At 45.7% G+C, this 20518-nt stretch carries 19 protein-coding genes; 7 read left to right on the forward strand and 12 right to left on the reverse strand.

All coding sequences use genetic code 11. The annotated features are described in order from the left end of the window. Positions 1 to 65 precede the first annotated feature (65 nt). Positions 66 to 1376 (reverse strand): nicotinate phosphoribosyltransferase, encoded by a 1311-nt coding sequence (gene pncB / locus J4N44_RS25190; protein WP_005452976.1) that lies wholly within the window; start codon positions 1374 to 1376, stop codon positions 66 to 68. A gap of 390 nt (positions 1377 to 1766) precedes the next feature. Between pncB and J4N44_RS25195 the strand changes: the two genes are divergently transcribed. Beyond that, the gene (locus J4N44_RS25195; RefSeq protein WP_009697909.1) at positions 1767 to 2492 is read left to right on the forward strand and encodes an NUDIX domain-containing protein; all 726 of its coding nucleotides are present in this window, start codon (positions 1767 to 1769) and stop codon (positions 2490 to 2492) included. A 31-nt stretch (positions 2493 to 2523) separates the two neighbouring features. Beyond that, positions 2524 to 3177, forward strand: coding sequence for a nicotinamidase (locus J4N44_RS25200; protein ID WP_005452981.1), 654 nt, complete (start codon positions 2524 to 2526; stop codon positions 3175 to 3177). A 99-nt stretch (positions 3178 to 3276) separates the two neighbouring features. Here J4N44_RS25200 and sodC read toward each other — a convergent pair whose 3' ends face one another. The 3 genes from sodC to katE1 all read right to left on the reverse strand — a co-directional run bounded on the left by sodC (position 3277) and on the right by katE1 (position 5896). After that, positions 3277 to 3789: a superoxide dismutase family protein gene (gene sodC, locus J4N44_RS25205; protein WP_017818482.1), complete on the reverse strand. Its 513-nt coding sequence runs from the start codon at positions 3787 to 3789 to the stop codon at positions 3277 to 3279. Positions 3790 to 3816: 27 nt separating this feature from the next. After that, positions 3817 to 4281: an ankyrin repeat domain-containing protein gene (locus tag J4N44_RS25210; RefSeq protein ID WP_009697911.1), complete on the reverse strand. Its 465-nt coding sequence runs from the start codon at positions 4279 to 4281 to the stop codon at positions 3817 to 3819. 100 nt (positions 4282 to 4381) lie between these two features. Then, a complete protein-coding gene (katE1, locus tag J4N44_RS25215; protein WP_252045384.1) occupies positions 4382 to 5896 on the reverse strand; it encodes a catalase KatE1 in 1515 nt (504 codons plus the stop codon). A 259-nt stretch (positions 5897 to 6155) separates the two neighbouring features. Here katE1 and J4N44_RS25220 point away from each other — a divergent pair, with 259 nt between their 5' ends. From J4N44_RS25220 to J4N44_RS25230, 3 genes are all read left to right on the forward strand, one after another. After that, a complete protein-coding gene (locus tag J4N44_RS25220) occupies positions 6156 to 6512 on the forward strand; it encodes a VOC family protein (protein ID WP_172581126.1) in 357 nt (118 codons plus the stop codon). Positions 6513 to 6700: 188 nt separating this feature from the next. Beyond that, the gene (locus tag J4N44_RS25225) at positions 6701 to 7504 is read left to right on the forward strand and encodes an alpha/beta hydrolase (protein ID WP_005452997.1); all 804 of its coding nucleotides are present in this window, start codon (positions 6701 to 6703) and stop codon (positions 7502 to 7504) included. 134 nt (positions 7505 to 7638) lie between these two features. Beyond that, entirely contained in the window at positions 7639 to 8532 is an 894-nt protein-coding gene (locus J4N44_RS25230; RefSeq protein ID WP_050902581.1) for a DMT family transporter, read from the forward strand. Positions 8533 to 8633: 101 nt separating this feature from the next. On the opposite strand, the gene manA is transcribed toward J4N44_RS25230, so the two are convergent. The 3 genes from manA to malX form a co-directional block, all read right to left on the reverse strand. Continuing rightward, a complete protein-coding gene (manA, locus tag J4N44_RS25235; RefSeq protein WP_252045385.1) occupies positions 8634 to 9821 on the reverse strand; it encodes a mannose-6-phosphate isomerase, class I in 1188 nt (395 codons plus the stop codon). A 21-nt stretch (positions 9822 to 9842) separates the two neighbouring features. Then, positions 9843 to 11021, reverse strand: coding sequence for a MalY/PatB family protein (locus J4N44_RS25240; protein WP_252045386.1), 1179 nt, complete (start codon positions 11019 to 11021; stop codon positions 9843 to 9845). 92 nt (positions 11022 to 11113) lie between these two features. Further along, positions 11114 to 12685, reverse strand: a complete 1572-nt coding sequence (gene malX / locus J4N44_RS25245) for a maltose/glucose-specific PTS transporter subunit IIBC (RefSeq protein WP_005436347.1) — start codon at positions 12683 to 12685, stop codon at positions 11114 to 11116. 237 nt (positions 12686 to 12922) lie between these two features. Here malX and malI point away from each other — a divergent pair, with 237 nt between their 5' ends. Continuing rightward, positions 12923 to 13945: a Mal regulon transcriptional regulator MalI gene (malI, locus tag J4N44_RS25250; RefSeq protein WP_005453001.1), complete on the forward strand. Its 1023-nt coding sequence runs from the start codon at positions 12923 to 12925 to the stop codon at positions 13943 to 13945. Here the strand turns inward: malI and J4N44_RS25255 are convergent. Together J4N44_RS25255 and J4N44_RS25260 are read right to left on the reverse strand one after the other, a co-directional pair. Further along, complete coding sequence (locus J4N44_RS25255) at positions 13942 to 14682, reverse strand: DeoR/GlpR family DNA-binding transcription regulator (protein ID WP_050902639.1); 741 nt, start codon at positions 14680 to 14682, stop codon at positions 13942 to 13944. The genes malI and J4N44_RS25255 overlap by 4 nt on opposite strands. 91 nt (positions 14683 to 14773) lie before the next feature. Continuing rightward, entirely contained in the window at positions 14774 to 15163 is a 390-nt protein-coding gene (locus J4N44_RS25260; protein ID WP_005453003.1) for a VOC family protein, read from the reverse strand. A 158-nt stretch (positions 15164 to 15321) separates the two neighbouring features. Between J4N44_RS25260 and J4N44_RS25265 the strand changes: the two genes are divergently transcribed. After that, positions 15322 to 15798, forward strand: a complete 477-nt coding sequence (locus J4N44_RS25265) for a peptide-methionine (S)-S-oxide reductase (protein ID WP_038899326.1) — start codon at positions 15322 to 15324, stop codon at positions 15796 to 15798. A 152-nt stretch (positions 15799 to 15950) separates the two neighbouring features. On the opposite strand, the gene J4N44_RS25270 is transcribed toward J4N44_RS25265, so the two are convergent. From J4N44_RS25270 to J4N44_RS25280, 3 genes are all read right to left on the reverse strand, one after another. Beyond that, the gene (locus J4N44_RS25270; protein WP_005453010.1) at positions 15951 to 17363 is read right to left on the reverse strand and encodes an alginate export family protein; all 1413 of its coding nucleotides are present in this window, start codon (positions 17361 to 17363) and stop codon (positions 15951 to 15953) included. A 101-nt stretch (positions 17364 to 17464) separates the two neighbouring features. Then, positions 17465 to 19051: a PTS transporter subunit EIIC gene (locus J4N44_RS25275; protein WP_005453012.1), complete on the reverse strand. Its 1587-nt coding sequence runs from the start codon at positions 19049 to 19051 to the stop codon at positions 17465 to 17467. A gap of 3 nt (positions 19052 to 19054) precedes the next feature. Next, complete coding sequence (locus J4N44_RS25280) at positions 19055 to 20461, reverse strand: Sapep family Mn(2+)-dependent dipeptidase (protein ID WP_252045387.1); 1407 nt, start codon at positions 20459 to 20461, stop codon at positions 19055 to 19057. Between the last annotated feature and the right edge of the window lie 57 nt (positions 20462 to 20518).

Below are 20518 nucleotides of genomic sequence, written 5' to 3' on the forward strand. Positions count from 1 at the left end.
TGATTCTGCACCACCCTTTTCTCAGTATTTCAACTTTACCGCCGATAAACACCGTTCTTACCGGACTACGCGTCAATAAGGTAGTTATCGCCTTCGTTTTCTAGGCGATCGATCAGTACACGACACTCATCGAGATCAAGCGGCTGCTCAAAACGACGCTTCAAATTCATCAAAAAGAAGATGTCTTCGCACATCGCTTTCTCTGGCTCATCGCTGATTTTCGCAACAGGTGAGCCATTGCATGACACCATTTTAATAACGATAGACAAAGGTTTGTACGCAACACCTTGTGCGTTCACGTAATCACCCATATCGTTCGCAAGCGACGTACCAATGCCAAAACTCACTTGAACACGACCTTGGAAGTGCTCACAAATATCTAGCGCTTGATCGAAGTTCAAACCATCGGTAAACACCAAGGTTTTCGTCATTGGATCGATGCCAAGCGATTGATAATGCATAATCATCTTTTCGCCCCATGTGTAAGGGCAGCCACTATCATGACGCACTCCCACATAAGCATTACTGAGCTCTTCATCAAAGTCTTTTAAGAACGCATCAATACCAATGGTATCCGTTAATGCAATGCCTAACGCGCCATTAAACATCTTTTGCCAACGCTGCAGTGCTACCTTTTGTGAATCACGAACATTCACGAGCGCTTGGTGCCCCATAAACCATTCGTGTGCCACTGTACCGATTGGCGTGAGATCGAGCTCTTTCGCCAAATGGTAGTTACTGGTTCCAGTTAGACTGTCAGGCAACTCTTCGCTCAGATACTGCAACATTGATCGCTGAGCTTGGAACGAGAAACGACGACGAGTCGACATATCAGCAAACTTAAAGTTGGTGATATTACGACGTTTCAGCTCTGCTTTAAGGAGACGAACCTTCTCTTCTAAAACCGATTGGAACTGCTCGACTGGGATCTCTGCCCAACGTGCACGGCTACGCACTTCGGACACAATACTCATGATGATGGTTTCGTAAAGAATGGTTTCTTTCCAAAGACCATTGATGGTAATGCGTAATTGGCTTGTGCCATCAGCCATGGTTTTCGTATTGAAAGAAACATCGCGTTGAGGGTTAAAACGAAACGCATGCAGTGCATCAACAAACTCAGGACTTAGATAAGGCGCAACACCTTTCATGTACTCAATTTCTTCTGCAGAGAAGGTGATATCTTGCAGTTTAAGTACTTCAGCTTTCACCTCTGGCAGCAATTCAGATAGGTCTTCTTCACTGCGCACGATGAATTTATAAGACACCATCGCATCGGGATAAAGCGCTGCAACAGCACTCATCATGTTCACTTTGTATACGTCAAAATCTAACGCACTTTGGATGATGCGAGACGAAAATAAATTGGTGGTCATTCGGAGCCCTTCTACACGCCCTTTTTCGTTTATACCCAAATTCCCTCAGCACGGTACAAACCGCATCTTATTGTTTTCCCGACAAAGTTGGGGGAAAGTTCTCAACAAGGCAAACTTGGGTATATAACTTGTTGTTACTAACTTAATTGCGTAAACAATAAACACCCACTTAGGGTTTGTCAACTTTTGTTACTAACCACTCATTTTTATAAGGTTTTTACGCACAAAATTCGGACAGTTATTGTGGATAACCTGAGCAGATAAGCACACCTTTGCTTAAAGAGGAACGCTAGACAACAATGAACACGTTTCTAACAATCGGTTACTTACCCATTGATTGACTACTTGTTATGCGCTAGATTACTTACAAATTATTCTCAGGACCAAATCATGATCGTAACCGTCGACATTATTCCATTCAGACTATCTGGCTGCGCCGATAAGGGGTTGGAAGTGTTGCTGATCAAGCGTTCGAACCCGGAACGTCCGTACCACGGTGTATGGGCCCTACCCGGCGGGTTTGTGTTTGATAAAGACATGACCCACGAAGGTGGACGCCCGGCGGACGAGAACTTTGAAGCAGCACGACGCCGTATCTGCCGCGAAAAAATCCATACCTACCCTCGTCACTTTAGTGAAGCCTTTGTCGATGGTGACCCAAAACGCGATCCTGAAGATTGGAGTCTGAACATCACTCACTACGCCTTGGTTGACCGTAACAACAAAGAGCAAATCGACAACGCTGGCGTTCCAGAATGTCATCTAAAGTGGTTCCCACTACAAGCAATCCTTGATGGCGAAGAGACCCTCGCTTTTGATCACCAAAAGATGATTGAAAAGGCATGGCAGAAGTTGCGCGCCTCTATCGAATACACCTCGGTCCTATTGTTCGCACTTGATAAAGAGTTTCTGGTTGCCGACATCATTGCCGCCTATCAAGAGTTCGGTATCGACATCAGTCGCATGACGATCAAACGACGCTTGATTGATTCTGGTGTACTCAAGCCAACCAACAAAGTCGCTTCCACTAACAAAGGTAAAGGCGGCAAACCAGCGATGGTCTACACCCTAGCAAGCGACGAAGTAACCTTTTTCCAAAACTGTTTGCGTGGCTAACGCAAGCATAAAGACAGACAAGGAGTCTGCCATGACAGTTCGAGTTAATTACCAAACCACAGCAGTGATCGACGTGGATCCTGAGAAAGGTTTCACCGAACTTTGCCCTGACGAACTGCCAGTCACTGGCGCATTAGAAATCGTTCCAGAACTACTAAAGAACCACGCGAAAGGTCGCTTAAAGCTCGTCAGCCGCGATTTGCATCCACCAAAAGCGGCGTGGGACGCAGAAACGCCAGCGAATATGCTTGAACCAGTAGGCTTACCTAACGTGGATATTAAGTGGAACCGCCATTGTGTGCTTGGCACTACGGGCGTTGAACTGTTGGACGGCCTACCTCCTGTTCTGGAGTACGATTTCCAAGTGAACAAAGGCATGGACCCAGACGCACATCCTTACGGTATCTTTTTCCACGACGTGGCTGATACCAAAACCACAGGTGCGAATGAGTTCCTCAAGTTCAACAACATCGATACAGTTGTTGTCGGCGGCTTAGCGCTCGATTTTTGTGTAAAAAAATCCGTCACTCAAGCACTCGACTTAGGCTTCAAAGTAATTGTGAACCTAGCTTCTAGCCGTGCGGTCTTGCCAGATACCGTCGATGCGGTAATTGCAGAGATGAAAGAGAAAGGTGCGATATTTGTCGACAAGGCGGATGACATCATCGTTGAAAACTTCGCGTAATATATGTCGATTTAAATCTAAGCCCATCAGCTTTTGCTTAAAAAGAAAACGGTCCAGCTTATCTGGACCGTTTTTTGTTTGTGGCGTCTAAGAAGGGGATTACTTAATCACACCACACACAATGCGAGCACCGCCACCGCCAAGTTTCGCCGGATGGTCAGAGTGGTTATCACCACCAGCATGAACCATCAAAGCACGACCTTTTACGTCATCAAGTTTCACTCGTGGTGCCAATACTGGCTGATCCGCCATTCCATGTGCATTCACGTAAAGCGCCGGTAAATCGCCAAGATGATTGTCGTCCGTCCAAGGGAAGCCATGCTTGCCTGTTTTTTCTGGGTCATAATGCCCTCCAGCAGCACCACCAAGAATGGTTTTACCTTCTTTGGTAATGCTGTCACACGAGCCGTTAGCGTGTAAATGGAAGCCATGCGTACCAGCGGGTAAACCCTGTAGTTTCGGTGTAAAAACGGTGCCGTAATCACTGTCGCTGATCATCACGGTACCAGTTGATTGCCCAGAGCCAAGGTCAATCATTTCTACGCTTACTGTCTCGGCAAAAGTTGGGGAAGAGAGAAGCGTTAGTGCAGCAAGCCATGTTGTTTTATTCATACTGTGGGTCCTATTTATTGTTATTTATCAGTGTTGAAGCGATTTCAACACATTGGATTGACCATAGATCTCGGCAAATTCTTTCAAATTTAGCCCAGCTTTATTGCGCAGCTCTGGTGAACAATCCGCTTGATACAGGTCTTTAGCTATGCCTATTTCACGTTTGATGAGTGCCCCCATTAATGCAGTGTTACCACGCTTATCTTGTAGGCAGGCGTTGGCTCCGGAGTCGAGCAGCAAGCGAACGGTTTCTCTATGTCCTTGATATGCGGCCACCATCAATGCGGTATAACTTTGGTTATTGCGTTGGTCGATTGGGAAGCCTTGAGAAACAAATGTATCGACCACTTCGTTATTACCAATTCGCGCAGCATCGAAGAACAGTTCAACCAGAGATTGGTATTCCTCTTCCAGCTTGTCTTCGGCGGCCAATAAGCTCAGCGAAAAGCTCAAAGAGAACAAAACGGCACTGAGCAAAAACACGGTTTTCATTTACTCACCCTCATTAACAGAATTGGAGAATGACCCACGGGAGCCCTGATTTTCGGGCAGAAAAGAGCAGATAAATCTCCCGCAGGTCAAAACTTATTGCTTACATCATCGCTTTGTTTTTCACTTGCTTGAGATTGGTATCTGTCGCCTCAGCCAGACGCGTACCGTACTCTTTGTCTGCGCGGTAGAAATAGCTCACCATGGTTTCCTTAACGTCTTTATCCATCACCTTGTTCAGGTCACTCGCTAAGTTGGCAATCAAATCACTCTGGTCTTGCTTGTTCATGCTGCGGAACAACACACCCGCTTGGTAGAAGTTACGAGGATTGCTGATCGCTTTTTGTTGAACAGTGCCAACCAACTTGGTTTCAACTGCTTTAAATTGCGTGTCTTCTGCCAGTGCCAGTTTGCGGCTTGGTTCGTAGTTCACATCACCATTGCCTTGCTTCGCGTTGTTGCTCAATCCATCTTGGTTATGGTTATTCACTGATGCTAACGGACGGTTTACTGGCAGTTGGAACAAGTTCACACCCAAACGGTACAACTGTGTATCTGCATAAGCGAACAAACGACCTTGTAGCAAACGGTCTTCCGATGGTTCGATACCAGGAATCAGATTCGAAGGCGCAAATGCCGACTGTTCAGTGTCTAAAAAGAAATTTTCTGGTAGGCGATTCAACGTCATAGTGCCGACTTTTTGATCCGGTACATTCAGCCATACTTTGGTTGCATCCAACCCGTTGTAATCCAGTTTGCTCAGAGCTTCTGGTGACAGCACTTTCACGTAGAGATCCCACTTAGGATAGTTACCACGCCCAATTTCTTTGTACAGATCATTGGTTAAATGGTTGAAGTCCTTACCCTGCATCGCAGTTACTTCATCAGGACGAAGGCTTTCAATACCTTGTTGGCTCTTCCATTGGAACTTCACGTAGTTCACATCGCCTTGCTTATTGATCCACTTGTAAGCGTGCACACCAAAGCCATCCATCGTGCGATAGCTTGCTGGCGTGCCTAAGTTGCTATAAACCCAAGTCAGCATGTTGGTCGCACTCGGCTCATGACTGAAGAAATCAAAGAATCGGTTTGGATCCTGAACGTTGTTAACTGGAGACGGTTTGAGAGAGTGCACCATATCCGGGAACTTAATCGAATCACGGATGAAGAACACAGGCAGGTTGTTCCCTACCAGATCCCAGTTACCCTGTTCAGTATAAAATTTAGTGGCGAAACCACGAGGATCGCGAAGTGTCTCTGGTGATCCTTTTGAGTGAATAACGGTCGAAAAACGTACGAAAACAGGAGTTACCTTTCCTTTGTTAGTAAAAGGAGCGGAAACCGTTAAGTCACTAAAATCACCCGATGCAACAAACTCACCGTGAGCACCTGTACCACGAGCATGCACAACACGCTCAGGAATTCGCTCTCTAGCAAAACGCTGCAATTTTTGGATCAGGTGAACGTCTTGCAGTAATACGCTGCCATTTTCACCTGCTGTGATTGAATTCTGGTTGTCACCAACTGGTGCACCATTGTCTCTTGTCAGGGGTTGCGCCTGTAGAGATGTGCTGGCTAAGCCAACTGTAATTAATAAAAAGCTTTTTGACATCTGCATGGTTGCTCTCCAATGCGTGCTAACCATTTGACCAGTCGAGTGGTCAATGGATACTCAAAAGCTCTTTTCTGCCCACCGAGAATATATCTTCAACAATTACATTTGTTTAATGGGAAATAACGATAGATTTAATAGGGAGAACCAATGAAATTTTTGAGGTTTTATCGGTTTGATTAATAAAACCTAGACTCGGGCTGAGAAACTCGACGGAAGAGTTAATACACTGACAGAAAAGCACAGCGATGAAAAGGACACCAGAATGCACCAAGATGAAAAGTTAAATTACGTTGAGTTTGGCACGCGAGACATCAATGCGACTAAACAGTTTTTCGAGCAAGCCTTTGGATGGGGCTTCGTTGATTATGGTCCAGAGTACAGCGCCTTTTCAGATCAAGGTTTAGACGGTGGCTTTTTTGCAGCAGAGCAAGTGAGCCAAACAACAAATGGGGCGGCACTACTGGTGTTCTATAGCTCAGATATTCACGCTACGTTAGCTAAAGTCGAACAGTTCGGGGGGCAAGTAATTCGTCCGATCTTCGAATTTCCCGGCGGTTGTCGTTTCCATTTCACCGAACCAGGTGGCAATGAATTCGCGGTCTGGTCTGAAAACCATTAATTAATGACAGGTAAAACAATAATTAATGACAAGTAAAACAGCAACGTACCATTACATTCGATAGTTGACTCGAAGAGTTACAAACCAGCTCGCCTCGCCTTCTCATTTATTGATAACGCGGGGCTTTTAGAGCGGTTAAATCTTATACAGTTGTTTTTGTTCTTTAAATACAAAAGCAAAGGTAAAACATGGAAGTTTTGAAGCGTTGGTTCATCGCCCTTTCAATAGGGGTTGTATTATCGGCATGTGGCGGGGGAGATGGCTCCTCTGTTGACAGCAGCTCCGCATATGTTCCTGCGGAAAAAATACAAGACAATATTTTTTCCAATATCACTGGCGTTAGTTATCCCTACGACATCTACTTGCCAGAAAACTATGAAGAGCGCACGACATCTTTACCCGTCATCTACGTTTCCGACGGTAATGGGACAGGTCAGGGGTTTGGTAACCTCATCGCCAATGCCGAACTCGATGTCATCCTAATCGCCATTCATGAAGGTCCTCCTGGACGCAGAAACATTGATTATTTGCCACCAGGCGTCGATGACTTCTACCTTTTCTTAACCCAAGAACTCATCCCAATTGTTGAAGCCGAATACGATATTGATCCAAATGAACGCACACTGGCTGGACATTCATTTGGAGGCGCAAAAACTGCCTATATCATGCTAACGGAAGACATCGGCGTCGAGTTCTTCAAAAATTTCATCATCTCTGACGGGTCATTTTGGCGCATTGATGACACCATCTATTCTTTGGAGGAGCAACGTTACGAGGCTTCACCATGGTTAGAAGCCACCGCTATATTGAGCTCAACAAACATCGGAAATCATCCATCGGTTGATGCTTTCTATAAACATATCCAATCGAAGGGCTACATGGGTTTTAATTTGCCACCGCTCATCGAGTACAAAAAATTAGATCACGGGAAGATGTGGTACCACACCTACAGAGACAGTCTGCCAATCTTGTTTCCAAAAGAAGAAATTTAAGACAATCAAAATAAGTCAGTGGTAGCCAGATTCGGAACTGACATTGCATTTCTGGTTGATCTCATCCTTGGTTTAATCCACTGTTAGCGCAACAATTAATCAATGGGGCGCTAGACCTCGATCAAGGATGTATCATGACTGCAGCCAGTTTTTTTCGCTTACTTTGTCTCGCTGCTATTTGGGGTGGCTCGTTTCTGTTTATGCGAGTCGCCGCTAATACGTTCGGACCGGCTTACTTAATCGAGTTTCGTGTTGCATTTGCGGCAATAGCATTGCTCTTGATAGCTTTCTATCTCAAAAAGAAACTTGCCTTCACAAAACACATTAAGCACTTTTTCATTATTGGCTTATTTAACAGCGCCGTGCCCTTTCTGCTTTTTGCTTACGCTGCTCAAACACTAAATGCGTCGACCTTAGCCATTCTCAACTCAACCGCACCGATATGGGGCGCGTTAATTGGTTTTGTTTGGTATCGCAGTCCTTTAACGGCAAAAGCCATTCTAGGTATGATGATTGGTATTGGTGGTGTGGCTGTACTTGTCGGCTTGGATTCTTCAACCATCGGCAGAGAGGCTATCTTCCCCATCGGGGCAAGCCTAATGGCTTCTTTCAGCTATGGGATTGCAACCAACTACACTAAAAATGCTCCGCAAGTTCCAGCTTTCGACAATGCACACGGCAGTATGTGGGCAGCGGTTATTTGGGTTCTACCGTTATTGCCTTTTCTACCGATGCGCGCTGAACCAAGCAGTTTTGAATGGAGCTCCGTCATCGCTCTTGGCGTTGTGTGTACCGGTCTCGCTTATTTACTCTACTTCCGCTTAGTTTCGGATATTGGTCCTGCTTCTGCCTTGACCGTCACTTTCCTTGTCCCCGTTTTTGGTATTTTATGGGGTTACTTGATTCTGGGTGAACCTGTCGGTTTTAATACCATCATAGGGACAATTTTGGTGCTAGGCGGAACCATGTTGGTGACAGGTTTCTCTCCTGCTGCAATGCTGGCAAAGCGAAAACAAAGAGTGGCATAACGACCGCTGTAGTACACAGTCACTTCATTTATGCCCAAGTAACATCAAACCATTTGAGAGCGCGGGAATAGCGGTCTCAGTGTATGAGATAGACAAAGCACTCAGTTATACGCTCTTGCTAGCAAGCCACTGCCTTGATATTGGTAAAACTTACAATCGTTAGTGATAAATGCAGATTCTCCGGCTTTAAGGGTCAGACTTGTCTCTAGTGTCATGATCTCAACTTCGCCTTCAACACAAAAAACAATCTCTGCACCACGCACAAACTGTTGTTTGCATTCGCCATCGGAAGAGAGAATGTCAAAACCAAAATCATCTACCGGAATTGGATAGCTCAACTTGCCCTCTTTATGAATTGGCGGCAGCTTAATCAGTTCCGGTTGCGTGGTGTGAAATGCCGTATTTGAGATAAGCTCATCCACATCAATGTACTTGGGCGTTAACCCAGCTCTAAGCACGTTGTCAGAATTCGCCATGATTTCCAACGCTGTACCTTGCACATACGCATGAGGCGTTTCGGCATGGAGAAACATCGCTTCACCAGGTGCAAGTTCTATCGTGTTCAACATCAACGGAGACAGCAATCCAATGTCTTTCGGGTAATGCTTTTGAAACTCAGCCACATAACTGAGCACTTCTCTTTCCAATGCCGTCTTTGGACCACGCTCTAATGCCGCGTCCAATTCTGCCAAGGCTTGAATTTTATGAGCTTCGCTCAAGGTCATGATCGCCGTGAAGAAGTCTTTCAGCCCGTCTTGATTTGGGTGCTCGGCTAACGCTGCCACCTTACCATCTAAACTGCGAATACCAAATTGGCGGAACAGCGTCAGTATCTGTTCTATCGGACGAAAGCCATTCATCGCCTTGTAGAAAGTCAGTGCGTAGACTAACTCTGGCTTGTGATTAGCGTCTTTGTAGTTGCGATTAGGAGCATCAAGTGGAATACCTTGTTCATTCTCTCGTGCAAAACCAAGCTCAGCTTTTCGCTTGTTAGGATGAACTTGAATCGAGAGCGGAGAATCCGCCGCAAGCACTTTGAATAGGTACGGAAGTTCACCGAAACGCATCATGGTGTAATCACCAAACATGCTTGCTTTGTCTCTCGCAATCACATCAGATAATAACTCACCAGTTGCTGCGAGGCGCGAGCAACCATTAGGGTGCGCTCCCATCCAAATTTCAGCTTGAGGTTGATGTTTCGCATTGTCGATGCCAAATAGTTTAGAAATCGACTCTTTACTTCCCCAAGCGTAGTTTTGAATCACGTTATCTAACTTGAACAGTGACATCTCACTCTCTCCCGCGGTGTTTTAACACTGCAATTTGATCGCTTGAATCAAAGCTGAAACGCCCTGCTCGACTTTGCTTCTTGGGCAACCCAGATTGATTCTGAGATAGCCTTTCCCAGAATCGCCATAAACATCTCCAGACATGATGGCAATATTGAATTGCTCAATTAACGCCTGATTAAGCAGCGTCATATCTAGATTCAAAACAGATAAGTCAATCCATGCTAAATAGGTCGCGTCTGGGACAAGGTAACTCACTTCAGGAAAGGCGCTTTCCAGTGCTTCTTTCACGTATTGATGGTTAGCCAACACATACTCGTTGAGCGCCTTTAACCAAGGTTCTCCGTGACGATAAGCCGCCATCGTACCAAGCACGCCCATAATAGAAGGCGATGAAAGACCATCCACCTCTTTGAGTTTATGCAGATAACGTTCGCGAGTTGGTGAATCCGCGATCAACGCATACGCGCCATTCAAGGCTGGAATATTGAATGATTTAGACGCCGATGTGACGACAGCCCAATCTTGTGAACAACCAAACCCCACGTAAGGGACGTGACGCTTAAAGCACACATCCATGTGGATTTCATCGGAAATCACTTTGACTTGGTGTTGGTTGCAAAGCTCCGCCATCTTTTCCAACTCGCTTTGGCGCCACACTCGCCCTGTTGGGTTGTGAGGGCTGCACAACAACAGCACTGTGTTATTCTGGTCAGCGAGTTTGGTTTCCAGATCTTGCCAGTCAATTTCAAATCGACCCTGCTGTTTGATGAGCGGACTGCGAACGCACGTACGGTCTTGCCCTTCAATCATTTTGTCGAACGCATCATAAGCTGGCGTATGGAACACCACGCCCTGCCCCGGCTGACTCCATTGCTCAATCAACTTTGACACAATGTAGATAACCGAAGGTCCGTACACCACTTGCTGAGTATCGATTTCGCAGTCAAAGCGAGTCTGATACCAGTAGCGAATCGCGGACTTAAAATCCTCATGATTCCAGCGGCTATAACCTAATACCGGATGCTCTAAACGTTGTTTAAGCACATTCATTACAGGCTCTGGCGCAGCAAAATCCATATCTGAAATGGTAAACGGGAGTAGACCCGCTTTACCAAATCTATCCTGAACGTAGTCCCACTGCGTGCAGTAAGTGCCAGTGCGATCAATCGGTGTATCAAAGTCGAAATTCTGAGTCATACGAATATTCCAATATTAAGGTCCCTCGTCACAATCTCATTGGGGGGGAGGATGGAGATTGTGCCGAGGGGGAGCATCTATCAAAGCAATGATTAGCTAGCAGACATGATGGCTTGCATTTCATTCTTCACTAGGTGAACTTGCGTGCCAATCACGACTTGCAGGTTGTGCTCATCAAGCTTCACTACACCCAACGCACCGTTGGCTTTCAACTTCGCGTCGTCGACCAAACTCATATCGTTAACAGACAAGCGAAGACGAGTGATGCAGTTATCCAAAGCCGTGATGTTCTCTTTGCCACCAAGGGCTGCCAATACTGCGGCACCTTTGCCAGATTCGTTGATGAATGCCGCTTCAAGCTCTTTGTCCACTTCCGCCGTATCGACTTCACGACCTGGTGTTTTTAGGTTGAACTTAGTGATCGCAAACTTAAATACTGAGTAATAAACCACGAACCAAACACCCGCCACCAGCGGTACTAAGTACCATTTCGTTGCCGTGCCTTGCAGGATACCGAACACCAAGAAGTCAATCAGGTTGCCGTCTGTGTTACCGATGGTGACATCAAGCAAGCCCATCACCATAAAGCCCAGACCAGTCAGAATCGCATGGACAAAGTAAAGCACTGGCGCAACGAATAGGAACAAGAATTCAAGCGGCTCAGTGATACCGCCTACCACACAAGCTACGACGCCAGAGATAAGCAGTGCTTTGATTTTTGAACGGTTCTCAGGGCGAGCACAGTGGTACATCGCAAGAGCTGCACCCGGTAAACCGCCTAGGAAAGTTGGCATTTTACCTTGAGACAAGAATGCCGTGACTTCCGGTGTAAATGCCGTTGTGTCAGGACAAGACAATTCAGAGTAGAAGATGTTTAATGCGCCAGACACGGTTTGGCCACAGACGTCCATAGTACCGCCTGCTTCAGTGAATCGAATCAGCGCAACCAAGATATGGTGAAGACCGATTGGCAGCAATAAACGTTCGCCTGTACCAAACAGCATAGGACCGAAATCACCCGCGCCTTCAATCACATGACCGATACCATTGATGCCTGCAGCAAAGTAAGGCCATACGAATGGGATAAACACACCGACAACGCCCAGTACCAATGCAGAAATGATTGGCACAAAACGAGCGCCACCAAAGAACGCTAGCGCATCTGGCATTTTGAAGGTGTAAAAGCGCTGGTGAAGTTTCGCAACAATCACACCAACGATTACCGCGCCAAGGATACCAGTATCAATCGATTCAATGCCGATGATGCTTTTCACACCGTAAGCGGCACGTTCCGCTTCACTGTCTAGTACACCAGCGACGGTTAGGAAGAAGTTGATCGCAAGGTTGAAGGCAGCATAACCAACAAAACCCGCGAAACCTGCCACGCCTTTTTCTTCACGCGCTAATCCAAGCGGGATAGCTACTGCGAACATCACAGGCAAGTAGATGAATGCGACAAGACCGATTTTGGTCATCCACATAAACAGGTATTGCAGAGGGGTGTTGTCTAAAAATGGGATGGCTTCTTTGATTGCGGCGCTAGAAAACGAGCTGCCGACACCAAGAAGAATACCTGAGAATGCCAGCAGCGCGACTGGCAACATGAAGGTCTTGCCGAGGCTTTGCAAGAACTCCCACATGGTCGATTTATTGCTTTTAGACATAGTTTGTCTCCGGAAATTGAGAACTTGTAGGGCTCATACACATCACATTATGTGCGCATGAAGTGTTGTTTTTATGCACTCAATATACGCTGCTAAAAATTTTGATAAAACGTTTTACCAAAAATTCTGTGATCGAGTTAGATATCTTTTTCCACAAACTGTGTAGGGCTTTTAAAATCAACCTAATAGGGTTACAGTTTGATGATAAAACGTTTTTCTAATCCATAAAGTGAATCTATGTCGTCAAAAAAAGTGACCATTACAGAAGTCGCTAAACATGCTGGCGTGTCAGTTACCACCGTCTCTATGGTGTTGGGGAATAAAGGGCGGATCTCTCCAGACACAATAGAAAAGGTCAACGCTGCGGTAGAAGAGCTCGGCTATATCCGTAACCGTGCCGCTGCCAACCTACGATCCAATTCCAGCGAAATCATTGGATTGATCCTCAAAGACATCAGTGATCCCTATTACGCAGAAGTCGCAGCAGGATTGAGTGAAGAAATCGAGCAGCAAGGTTACATGCTGTTTCTGGCTCAAAGTGGGGATAGCCAAGAAAAGTTTGAGAAGTGTGTATTAACCATGGCACGCCAAGGTGTCGGTGGTATTGCCTTTTGCCCGATTGGTGAAAGCCAGCAGTTCAACGTCGAAAACCTCAAGCAGCACAATCTGCCAATGGTATGCATTTCACGCGCTTCGGTGGATAAGCAAATCGACTACGTGGGACCAGACAACATGTATGCAGCCAAGTTAGCGACGGAGCATCTGGTTAAGCAAGGGCATCGCAGAATCGCTTATGTCGGTGGCGCGAGCAGTTCTTTGTGTCGTGCTGAGCGTATTGGTGGGTATTGTTCAACCCTGATGCAGTTTGGTTTGCCTTTCAAACCAGAGTGGGTGGTCGAGTGTGAGAAAAGCCAAGCGTCTGCCGCTCAAACTGTGCAGCAATTGTTGTTGGAACATCCACAGATTACCGCGGTTCTTTGTCACCATTCCTCGACGGCACTAGGCGCGGTTTATGGCATACATCGAGCAGGGCGATCCATCGGTAAAGATCAGTTTATCGGCGAACAAGTATCGGTGATTGGTTTTGATGACGTTGAAGAAGCAGAGTTAATTGAACCACCGCTCACCTTCGTTAATTCCAATGCACGAGAGATGGGAAGACAAGCGGCAAAACGATTGATCAATCAACTCAAGCAAGAAGACAGCGAACCTTACAGCTTGATCCTGCCTCCCAAACTCATTGTTCGTGAGTCGGCTTAACCCAACGCCACTTCCACGCCTTGCTTTCTCAACTGTTCGAGGTCGCTTTTCGGAGCGGCTTTGTCGGTTAACAACACAGAGATTTCACTCGTTTTACCAATCGAAGATGGGTAGATTTGCCCAAACTTGCTTGAGTCCGTCAGCACGATATTACGGCGCTTTTTCGCAATGATGGTTTCAGCTATTTCTGCACGCATCATGTCTCGGCTAGTAAAGCCTGTGTCTTGATGGAAACCGTCAATACCCAAGAAAGCCGTGCTGAAATGAATGTTCTCAATACACAGCTTAGTCAGCGGTCCAACCAAGCTCTCGCCTTGATGCTGATACACACCACCAAGCAAGATGATGTTAGCTGAGGTGTTACGGATGAGGTGGGCGATGTACGCTGATGGAGTAATGAGGGTGACGTCACCACGTTCAGCCAATGTGCGAGCCAAGAGCGCATTAGCACTGCCGCCTTCGATCAATACAGTTTCGTTTGGTGATACCAAGTCTGCCGCTTTGTTGGCTAACGCTTGTTTGATGTCGAAACGCACTTCGAGTCGCGTATCAATATCGTCACTTTGTAGCGCCATCGCAGCGCCGTGTACGCGCTTTAAGTAGCCTTGTTGCTCAAGGAAGTTCAAATCCTGCCTGATGGTCACGCCCGACACGCCAATGATGTCAGAAAGCTCCGTCACTTGAACGCGTTTGCGGTCATTAACCAATTGCAGGATTTCATTTTGTCTTGAGTTCACAGGCTCGCTCCTTATTGATGAGCTTGCAGTATACGCCCGAACACTTTCATATGAAAGCACCCTGTGAACGATAGAAATAAGCTAAGCTGCGTTACACCGTAAGCTCAAGACGGTTGCCATCCGGATCTAAGATGCAGCTTTCATAATAACCATCACCTGTTTGTCTCGGACCGTCGACCCATTGGTAGCCATCATCTACTAAGGTTTTGGTTAGTTGGTCCACCGCCTGCTCTGATCCTAAGGCGAAGGCAAAGTGTGCCAACCCTGTGACCTGCATTGCATGAGATTTTTCACAGGCGGTCACACCTTCCATCGACATCAACTCCAATCGTGCGCCACTTTCAAACGAAAGAAAGTAAGATGAAAACTGCTTGGTTGGATTGTGGTATTTGTCGTTAGACACCGCGTTAAAGTATTTCTCATAGAAGGCTTTTAGCTCTTCCAAACGTTCAGTCCAAATCGCGATATGTTCTATTTTCATTAGGATTCCCCCTAGCTCTTAACTGCGCTCAATCTAGCGAGGAAACACAGCACAAAAAAGAGAGCAAATCACTTCTGAGTTGTTCCTGTTTTATGGTTGGAGTTGTGTTTGAATGAAAGTGATGCCCATAATGGCGCAAAGTTTTTCAGGACAGAATGATGGAAGAAATTTACTTCGCAGGCGGCTGCCTTTGGGGCGTTCAAGAATTTATGCGTCACCTTCCGGGCGTAATCAGCACCGAAGCAGGACGAGCAAATGGCACGACGGACAACACTCAAACCGAATACGATGGCTACGCGGAATGCGTGAAAACCCAGTTCGACCCTGAACAAGTGTCGGTTGAAACTTTAATGGGGTATCTGTTTGAGATCATCGACCCGCACAGTGTTAACAAGCAAGGTGAAGACGTAGGTGAGAAGTACCGTACCGGTGTTTATAGTCAAAACGAACAACACCTAGCGATTGCCAAAGCATTTATCGCTGCAAGACCAGATGCCGATAAGATCGCCGTAGAGGTGCTGCCACTCACGAACTACGTGCCAAGTGATGATGAGCATCAAGACCGACTCACACGCTTTCCAAACGACTACTGCCATATCCCGTTAGATTTGCTGCATAAGTACAAGCAAAACTAATGGTATCCACTGAGCACTTCCCAATTTTCCAATAAAAAAGCCCAGCATGTCGACTGGGCAAAATTGCTGCTTAAAAAACATGACGTGCCTTAATCAAGGCAAATAGGACAGATAAAAGCAGTATGCTTGGATATTTATCGTCTATCGCAATACTAGAAGTTGTAGATCACTGCGATTTCGGCACGAGTAATGTTATCGCTTTGAGGACCGACAACATCACGCGTATAGTCACTATCCAACGCATAGTACAGGTTCAACTCCGTTTTTAGGTTGCCCGTAATGTAGTTGTGGAACTGCAGATAAAATTGAGTGTAAGCGTATTTTTCATCAGAGTTTTCACCGAACAAAATATCCTGATTTAAGGTATAAATCGCATCGTCTGTATCGGCGCGCCACGTTGACATAAAGCCAGTGATAATGCTCTGTTTTGGCATGTACTCAATAACTGAATAACCGCCAACCTGCATCGCGTTACCGTAAGCCCCGTCATGAGCAAAACCTAGAGGATCCCCCGTCCATAGTGGGTTGAACGTGTTCACTTTATCGCTATCCTTGCTTGTTCCCGATGCATAATGAAGGTTTAAACCTGCACGTACATTCCAATCTGCACTCCAGTTGTAGTTCAGATCTGCATAAGCCATATACGCTGAAATATCTTTGCCAGCATGGTCACCAAACTGATAAACACCATCAACCATGTACCCGAAACCTTCACGAACAAAATCATGTGCGTGCAAGCCCAGTACTTGAATATCCACATCCCCATCAGGAGCATTAACGAATGAACTGTTGGTCACGTCATTGCTCATGAAATAAGCCTGCATTGCGCCATAGTCCGTGCGCCAATTCGCAAAGATACCAGTGGAGGTTTTTCCGTTGGTTTTGTCATCCCAGTTCCCACTCCAACTGCCATCTTTGCGCAATGGGAAGACTTCTTCACCGTAATAAACATCAAAGTTGATGCCATTCACTCTGTATTTGGCACTCGCCGCATTCCAACTCGATTGCACGGGTGTTGGTTCTCGGTTCATCATTTGCCATTCATTGAGGTAGATCTCTTGGCGTCCTAAACGTGTACTCAAATACTGTTCACCATCATCGAGCAACTTGAACTCTGTGAATAGTTGGTGGAAGTCAGTACCAGCATCATCTACCGGACCAGGGTTATCTAAGTTGGTGTAGTTGGTGCGGATTTCACCGTAGATTCGAGCCCAATCTTGGTATGTCACATCAGTAGCAAACTGCATTCGGCTACGGAACTCATTTTTCTTACGTACATCAGAGTCATACATATGATTCCAACGATTATCAAAAGCCGCTTTAATGTTACCGCTAAATGAAACTTTCCACTCTCCATCATCAGTAATATCAAGGCGTTTTAACTTCTCTGAAAAGCTCTTTTCGCTCTCCGCAAGATTGTCTACGTAGCTCCAATCTTCATTTGCACGATCACCCCAAAACACGATTGGGTTTCTTTCAGACCATGTAGGGGCTTCGGTTGCGTGTAGCGCACCAGAAATACTCACTGCAAGCAAGGTTAGGGACACTTTTGTTATATTTTTCATAATTATATTTCCATATTTTGGGTACAGAAATCCCTACCCGTGGTGCTCGCACCACAGGAGGGTTCACTTGTTATTGGTTTTTTATTTGTAGGGGGGAATGATTAAGAGTCGACGCCCAGCGCTTCTTTAATACCTGACGCAATGGTAATAACGTTCGCACCGTAGATGACCTGAATTCCTTTTGGCATTCTCACCACGCCAATTGCATTCAGTTGTTTTTTCCAGACATCATCTGCTGCCGCTAACGTTTCATCATGTAGGGAAACCCTTAAGCGTGTGGCGCAGTTTGAAACGTTATCGATGTTCTCAGCACCACCCAGCGCTTTAATAATTTCGACTGGAAGACCTGCAGAGTTCTGCTCTTTTTTCTTCTTGAAGTCTGCTTTTGAGTAAAGAGCGATATCTGCATCATCGTCCTCTTCACGACCTGGTGTTTTAGAGTTGAACTTCAGAATCACGTACTTAAATGTGTAGAAGTAAACAACGAAGTACAGTGGGATAATCCATAGCAACGCCCAAGCATGTACCTTCTCTGGCTGCAGTAGATTTGGCACCATAAACAACAGTTGGTTACCATGAATAGAGACGCCAAACATCTCAGTAATGACATAAGCCAAACCATTTAATGGCACGTGCACAGCAAAGAACAAGAATGGTTGAACAAACAAGAAAGTGTATTCAAGTGGCTCTGTGATCCCGATAACTGCTGCAGTAAATACGGCAGGGATCATAATCGCAGCGACTTTCTTTTTGTTTTGTGGTTTCGCGGTGACATACATCGCATAAGCCGCACCTGTAAGACCACCAATCTGAATTGGAATACGACCACTAGTAAAGTTATGTGTGATGTAACCAGTTGCCTCAGGGGAGCTCATTTGACCATTCATGATATTACGTACACCTTCGTACACAACGCCATCAATTTCCATTACCCCACCCACACGAGTGTATTCAATTGGGAAGGCGATGAGATGGTGGAGACCAAATGGTAGTAACCCCTTATCAAACACGCCGAATAGGAAAGAGCCAAAGATACCCGAGCTAGTAATAAGCGTCGTGATAGATTGCAGCCCACCCGCGATCGGTGGCCAAGCATGATAAGCGACAAAGCTGATCGGCATAATCGCAAGATAAGCAAAGATTACGACAGCACGTGGACCAGAGAAGAAGCTCAACATTGCTGGCATTTCAAATTTGTAGAAACGGTTGTGCAGTGCCGCTGTGATACAGCCCACAATGATCCCGCTAAAGATCCCCATGTTGTATGAGAATACGCCTAGGTTTTCACCCCATAGTGAATTGAAATTTTGTGCGGCAACTTTGTCGTAACCCATGTTGTTAACAAGGTAATCAACACTGGTCGTTTCCGGTGTCCAGCCGTTAAAAGCGGCAATGGAACCAATCGCGACGTTGAAACACATAAACATGGTAAAGCCTGTAAATGCTGCCCAACCTTTTTCAGATTTTGACAAGGCAAAGGCTAAACCAATCGCAAAGAATGGTGGTAGGTTTCGCATTACCATCAAACCAAGATCGAGCATCAGTTTGAAGAACGCAAAAATGACAGAGTCTTGAGCTGACATTTGGTTTACAACGCCAGCGCCTATCCCTATAAAAATACCTGCAATGACCAGTACAATGATGGAAACCATCATACCGCCGGCAAGTGCTTGAACCTTATCTCTCATAATTTACTCCTGAAGTGATATGAGAACTTTCACGTATATCGTTATTGCTTTTATTAGTGACTCTAGGTTGAGCTGTTCATTTGGCTCGTGCACAAAGGTCACTTCTTCAGGGAAAGTTGGTCCAAAAGCTACTCCATGCTCCAATGCACGCGCGTACGAAGCCGCGCCTTTACTAAAGCAATTTGCATCCGTTCCAGTAACATCGGAATAAGCTTTCCCCATCGCTTGGATAAGGGCACTTTCGGGAGAGAGGTAGGATAGAGGTAAGTACTGATGTTCGACAAAGTTCACACCAGCTTGTTGGGATAAAGCCAGTAATTGGGAACGAACTCTCTCGATACTCAGTCCTTTAGGAAACCGAAAATCAAAATCCAAATTGTAGCCATGCGAATCCATGTTGATGGCAGAAACACAACACGTTGTGTATCCCATCTCATCATCGTTATGGTATAGACCTAACTTATGCCCGACGTAGTCATTTGCAAAGTGGGAATCAAGCAAGTGGACCAAGCTGGCAGAGTTTGGATCTAATCCTTCCACATGACGCATAACGTTGACGAACTTGTCCATGCAGTTATCAACTTTATGCGGGTTGCGGGATTTCTCCCACGGCGTTGAAATCTCAACGCGGTAATGTGAATGACAGTCAATCACATCAGCAAAAGCAGCAAACTGATGCGCTACTTTTTCAGCACTAGAGCCTGCCAATTCAAGCACCAAAAAGTGACAAGTGGATGTTCTATCTCGTTCACTCTCGATGCGTCTAATTTGGCATGCGCTATCACTGCTTCTGGCAGAAAATTGCTTCCCCAATGACGCATACAAAATACCCTTTTCACCGTTGACGATTGGGAAGTCGCCATCTGGAGAAAAGCCATATTCTGGCTGCGGATTGTGTTGAAAGTAATGCTCTACACATTCCCAAGTTGTCTCTTCTGCACCGCCAATAATGACTCTTATTTTCTTATTGAGAGGGACAGTAAGTTGTTTAAACAACTTGAGGATGTACAAGCTAGCAATCAGTGGACCTTTGTTGTCTGTTACGCCTCGTCCAAAAACCATGTTATCAATTTTAGTCATACGGTATGGCGGCGTTCGCCATAGCATCTCATCCCCTGCTGGCACCACATCAACATGGTGCAGCAGAGCGATTTCTTGATCACCTTGCCCAAAGCTTATATCCAAAGCATAACCTTGGTGATCACGCACTTCTAAACCTTCTCTTTCAGCAAATTTGATTAAGTAATCAAACGCTTGCCTAATTTGATAACCAAACGGAGCATTCTCTGTTTGTGTCGTCAAATCACGTACTGATGGAATAGCAACTAGCTCAGATAAATCGTTAAGTAACTCATTAATATGCTGTTCAAGATACTCGATTGCTTCTGTCGAAAACTTGCTTTCCATCATGTTTAATCCCTTAAATCCCTAGCCAAGAAGAGGTTATTAATAAACTTGTTATCAGGC

Source organism: Vibrio sp. SCSIO 43155 (genome assembly GCF_023716605.1).
Classification (GTDB): Bacteria; Pseudomonadota; Gammaproteobacteria; order Enterobacterales; family Vibrionaceae; genus Vibrio; species Vibrio harveyi.

What these genes read in the sequence shown, in the direction of transcription:
- J4N44_RS25240 (WP_252045386.1), bottom strand. Translation starts at nt 11,021, where the DNA reads ATGACTCAGAATTTCGACTTTGATACACCGATTGATCGCACTGGCACT.
- malX (WP_005436347.1), bottom strand. Translation starts at nt 12,685, where the DNA reads ATGTCTAAAAGCAATAAATCGACCATGTGGGAGTTCTTGCAAAGCCTC.
- pncB (WP_005452976.1), bottom strand. Translation starts at nt 1,376, where the DNA reads ATGACCACCAATTTATTTTCGTCTCGCATCATCCAAAGTGCGTTAGAT.
- J4N44_RS25275 (WP_005453012.1), bottom strand. Translation starts at nt 19,051, where the DNA reads ATGAGAGATAAGGTTCAAGCACTTGCCGGCGGTATGATGGTTTCCATC.
- manA (WP_252045385.1), bottom strand. Translation starts at nt 9,821, where the DNA reads ATGTCACTGTTCAAGTTAGATAACGTGATTCAAAACTACGCTTGGGGA.
- malI (WP_005453001.1), top strand. Translation starts at nt 12,923, where the DNA reads ATGTCGTCAAAAAAAGTGACCATTACAGAAGTCGCTAAACATGCTGGC.
- J4N44_RS25260 (WP_005453003.1), bottom strand. Translation starts at nt 15,163, where the DNA reads ATGAAAATAGAACATATCGCGATTTGGACTGAACGTTTGGAAGAGCTA.
- J4N44_RS25220 (WP_172581126.1), top strand. Translation starts at nt 6,156, where the DNA reads ATGCACCAAGATGAAAAGTTAAATTACGTTGAGTTTGGCACGCGAGAC.
- J4N44_RS25200 (WP_005452981.1), top strand. Translation starts at nt 2,524, where the DNA reads ATGACAGTTCGAGTTAATTACCAAACCACAGCAGTGATCGACGTGGAT.
- J4N44_RS25265 (WP_038899326.1), top strand. Translation starts at nt 15,322, where the DNA reads ATGGAAGAAATTTACTTCGCAGGCGGCTGCCTTTGGGGCGTTCAAGAA.
- J4N44_RS25230 (WP_050902581.1), top strand. Translation starts at nt 7,639, where the DNA reads ATGACTGCAGCCAGTTTTTTTCGCTTACTTTGTCTCGCTGCTATTTGG.
- J4N44_RS25270 (WP_005453010.1), bottom strand. Translation starts at nt 17,363, where the DNA reads ATGAAAAATATAACAAAAGTGTCCCTAACCTTGCTTGCAGTGAGTATT.
- sodC (WP_017818482.1), bottom strand. Translation starts at nt 3,789, where the DNA reads ATGAATAAAACAACATGGCTTGCTGCACTAACGCTTCTCTCTTCCCCA.
- J4N44_RS25195 (WP_009697909.1), top strand. Translation starts at nt 1,767, where the DNA reads ATGATCGTAACCGTCGACATTATTCCATTCAGACTATCTGGCTGCGCC.
- J4N44_RS25280 (WP_252045387.1), bottom strand. Translation starts at nt 20,461, where the DNA reads ATGATGGAAAGCAAGTTTTCGACAGAAGCAATCGAGTATCTTGAACAG.
- katE1 (WP_252045384.1), bottom strand. Translation starts at nt 5,896, where the DNA reads ATGCAGATGTCAAAAAGCTTTTTATTAATTACAGTTGGCTTAGCCAGC.
- J4N44_RS25210 (WP_009697911.1), bottom strand. Translation starts at nt 4,281, where the DNA reads ATGAAAACCGTGTTTTTGCTCAGTGCCGTTTTGTTCTCTTTGAGCTTT.
- J4N44_RS25225 (WP_005452997.1), top strand. Translation starts at nt 6,701, where the DNA reads ATGGAAGTTTTGAAGCGTTGGTTCATCGCCCTTTCAATAGGGGTTGTA.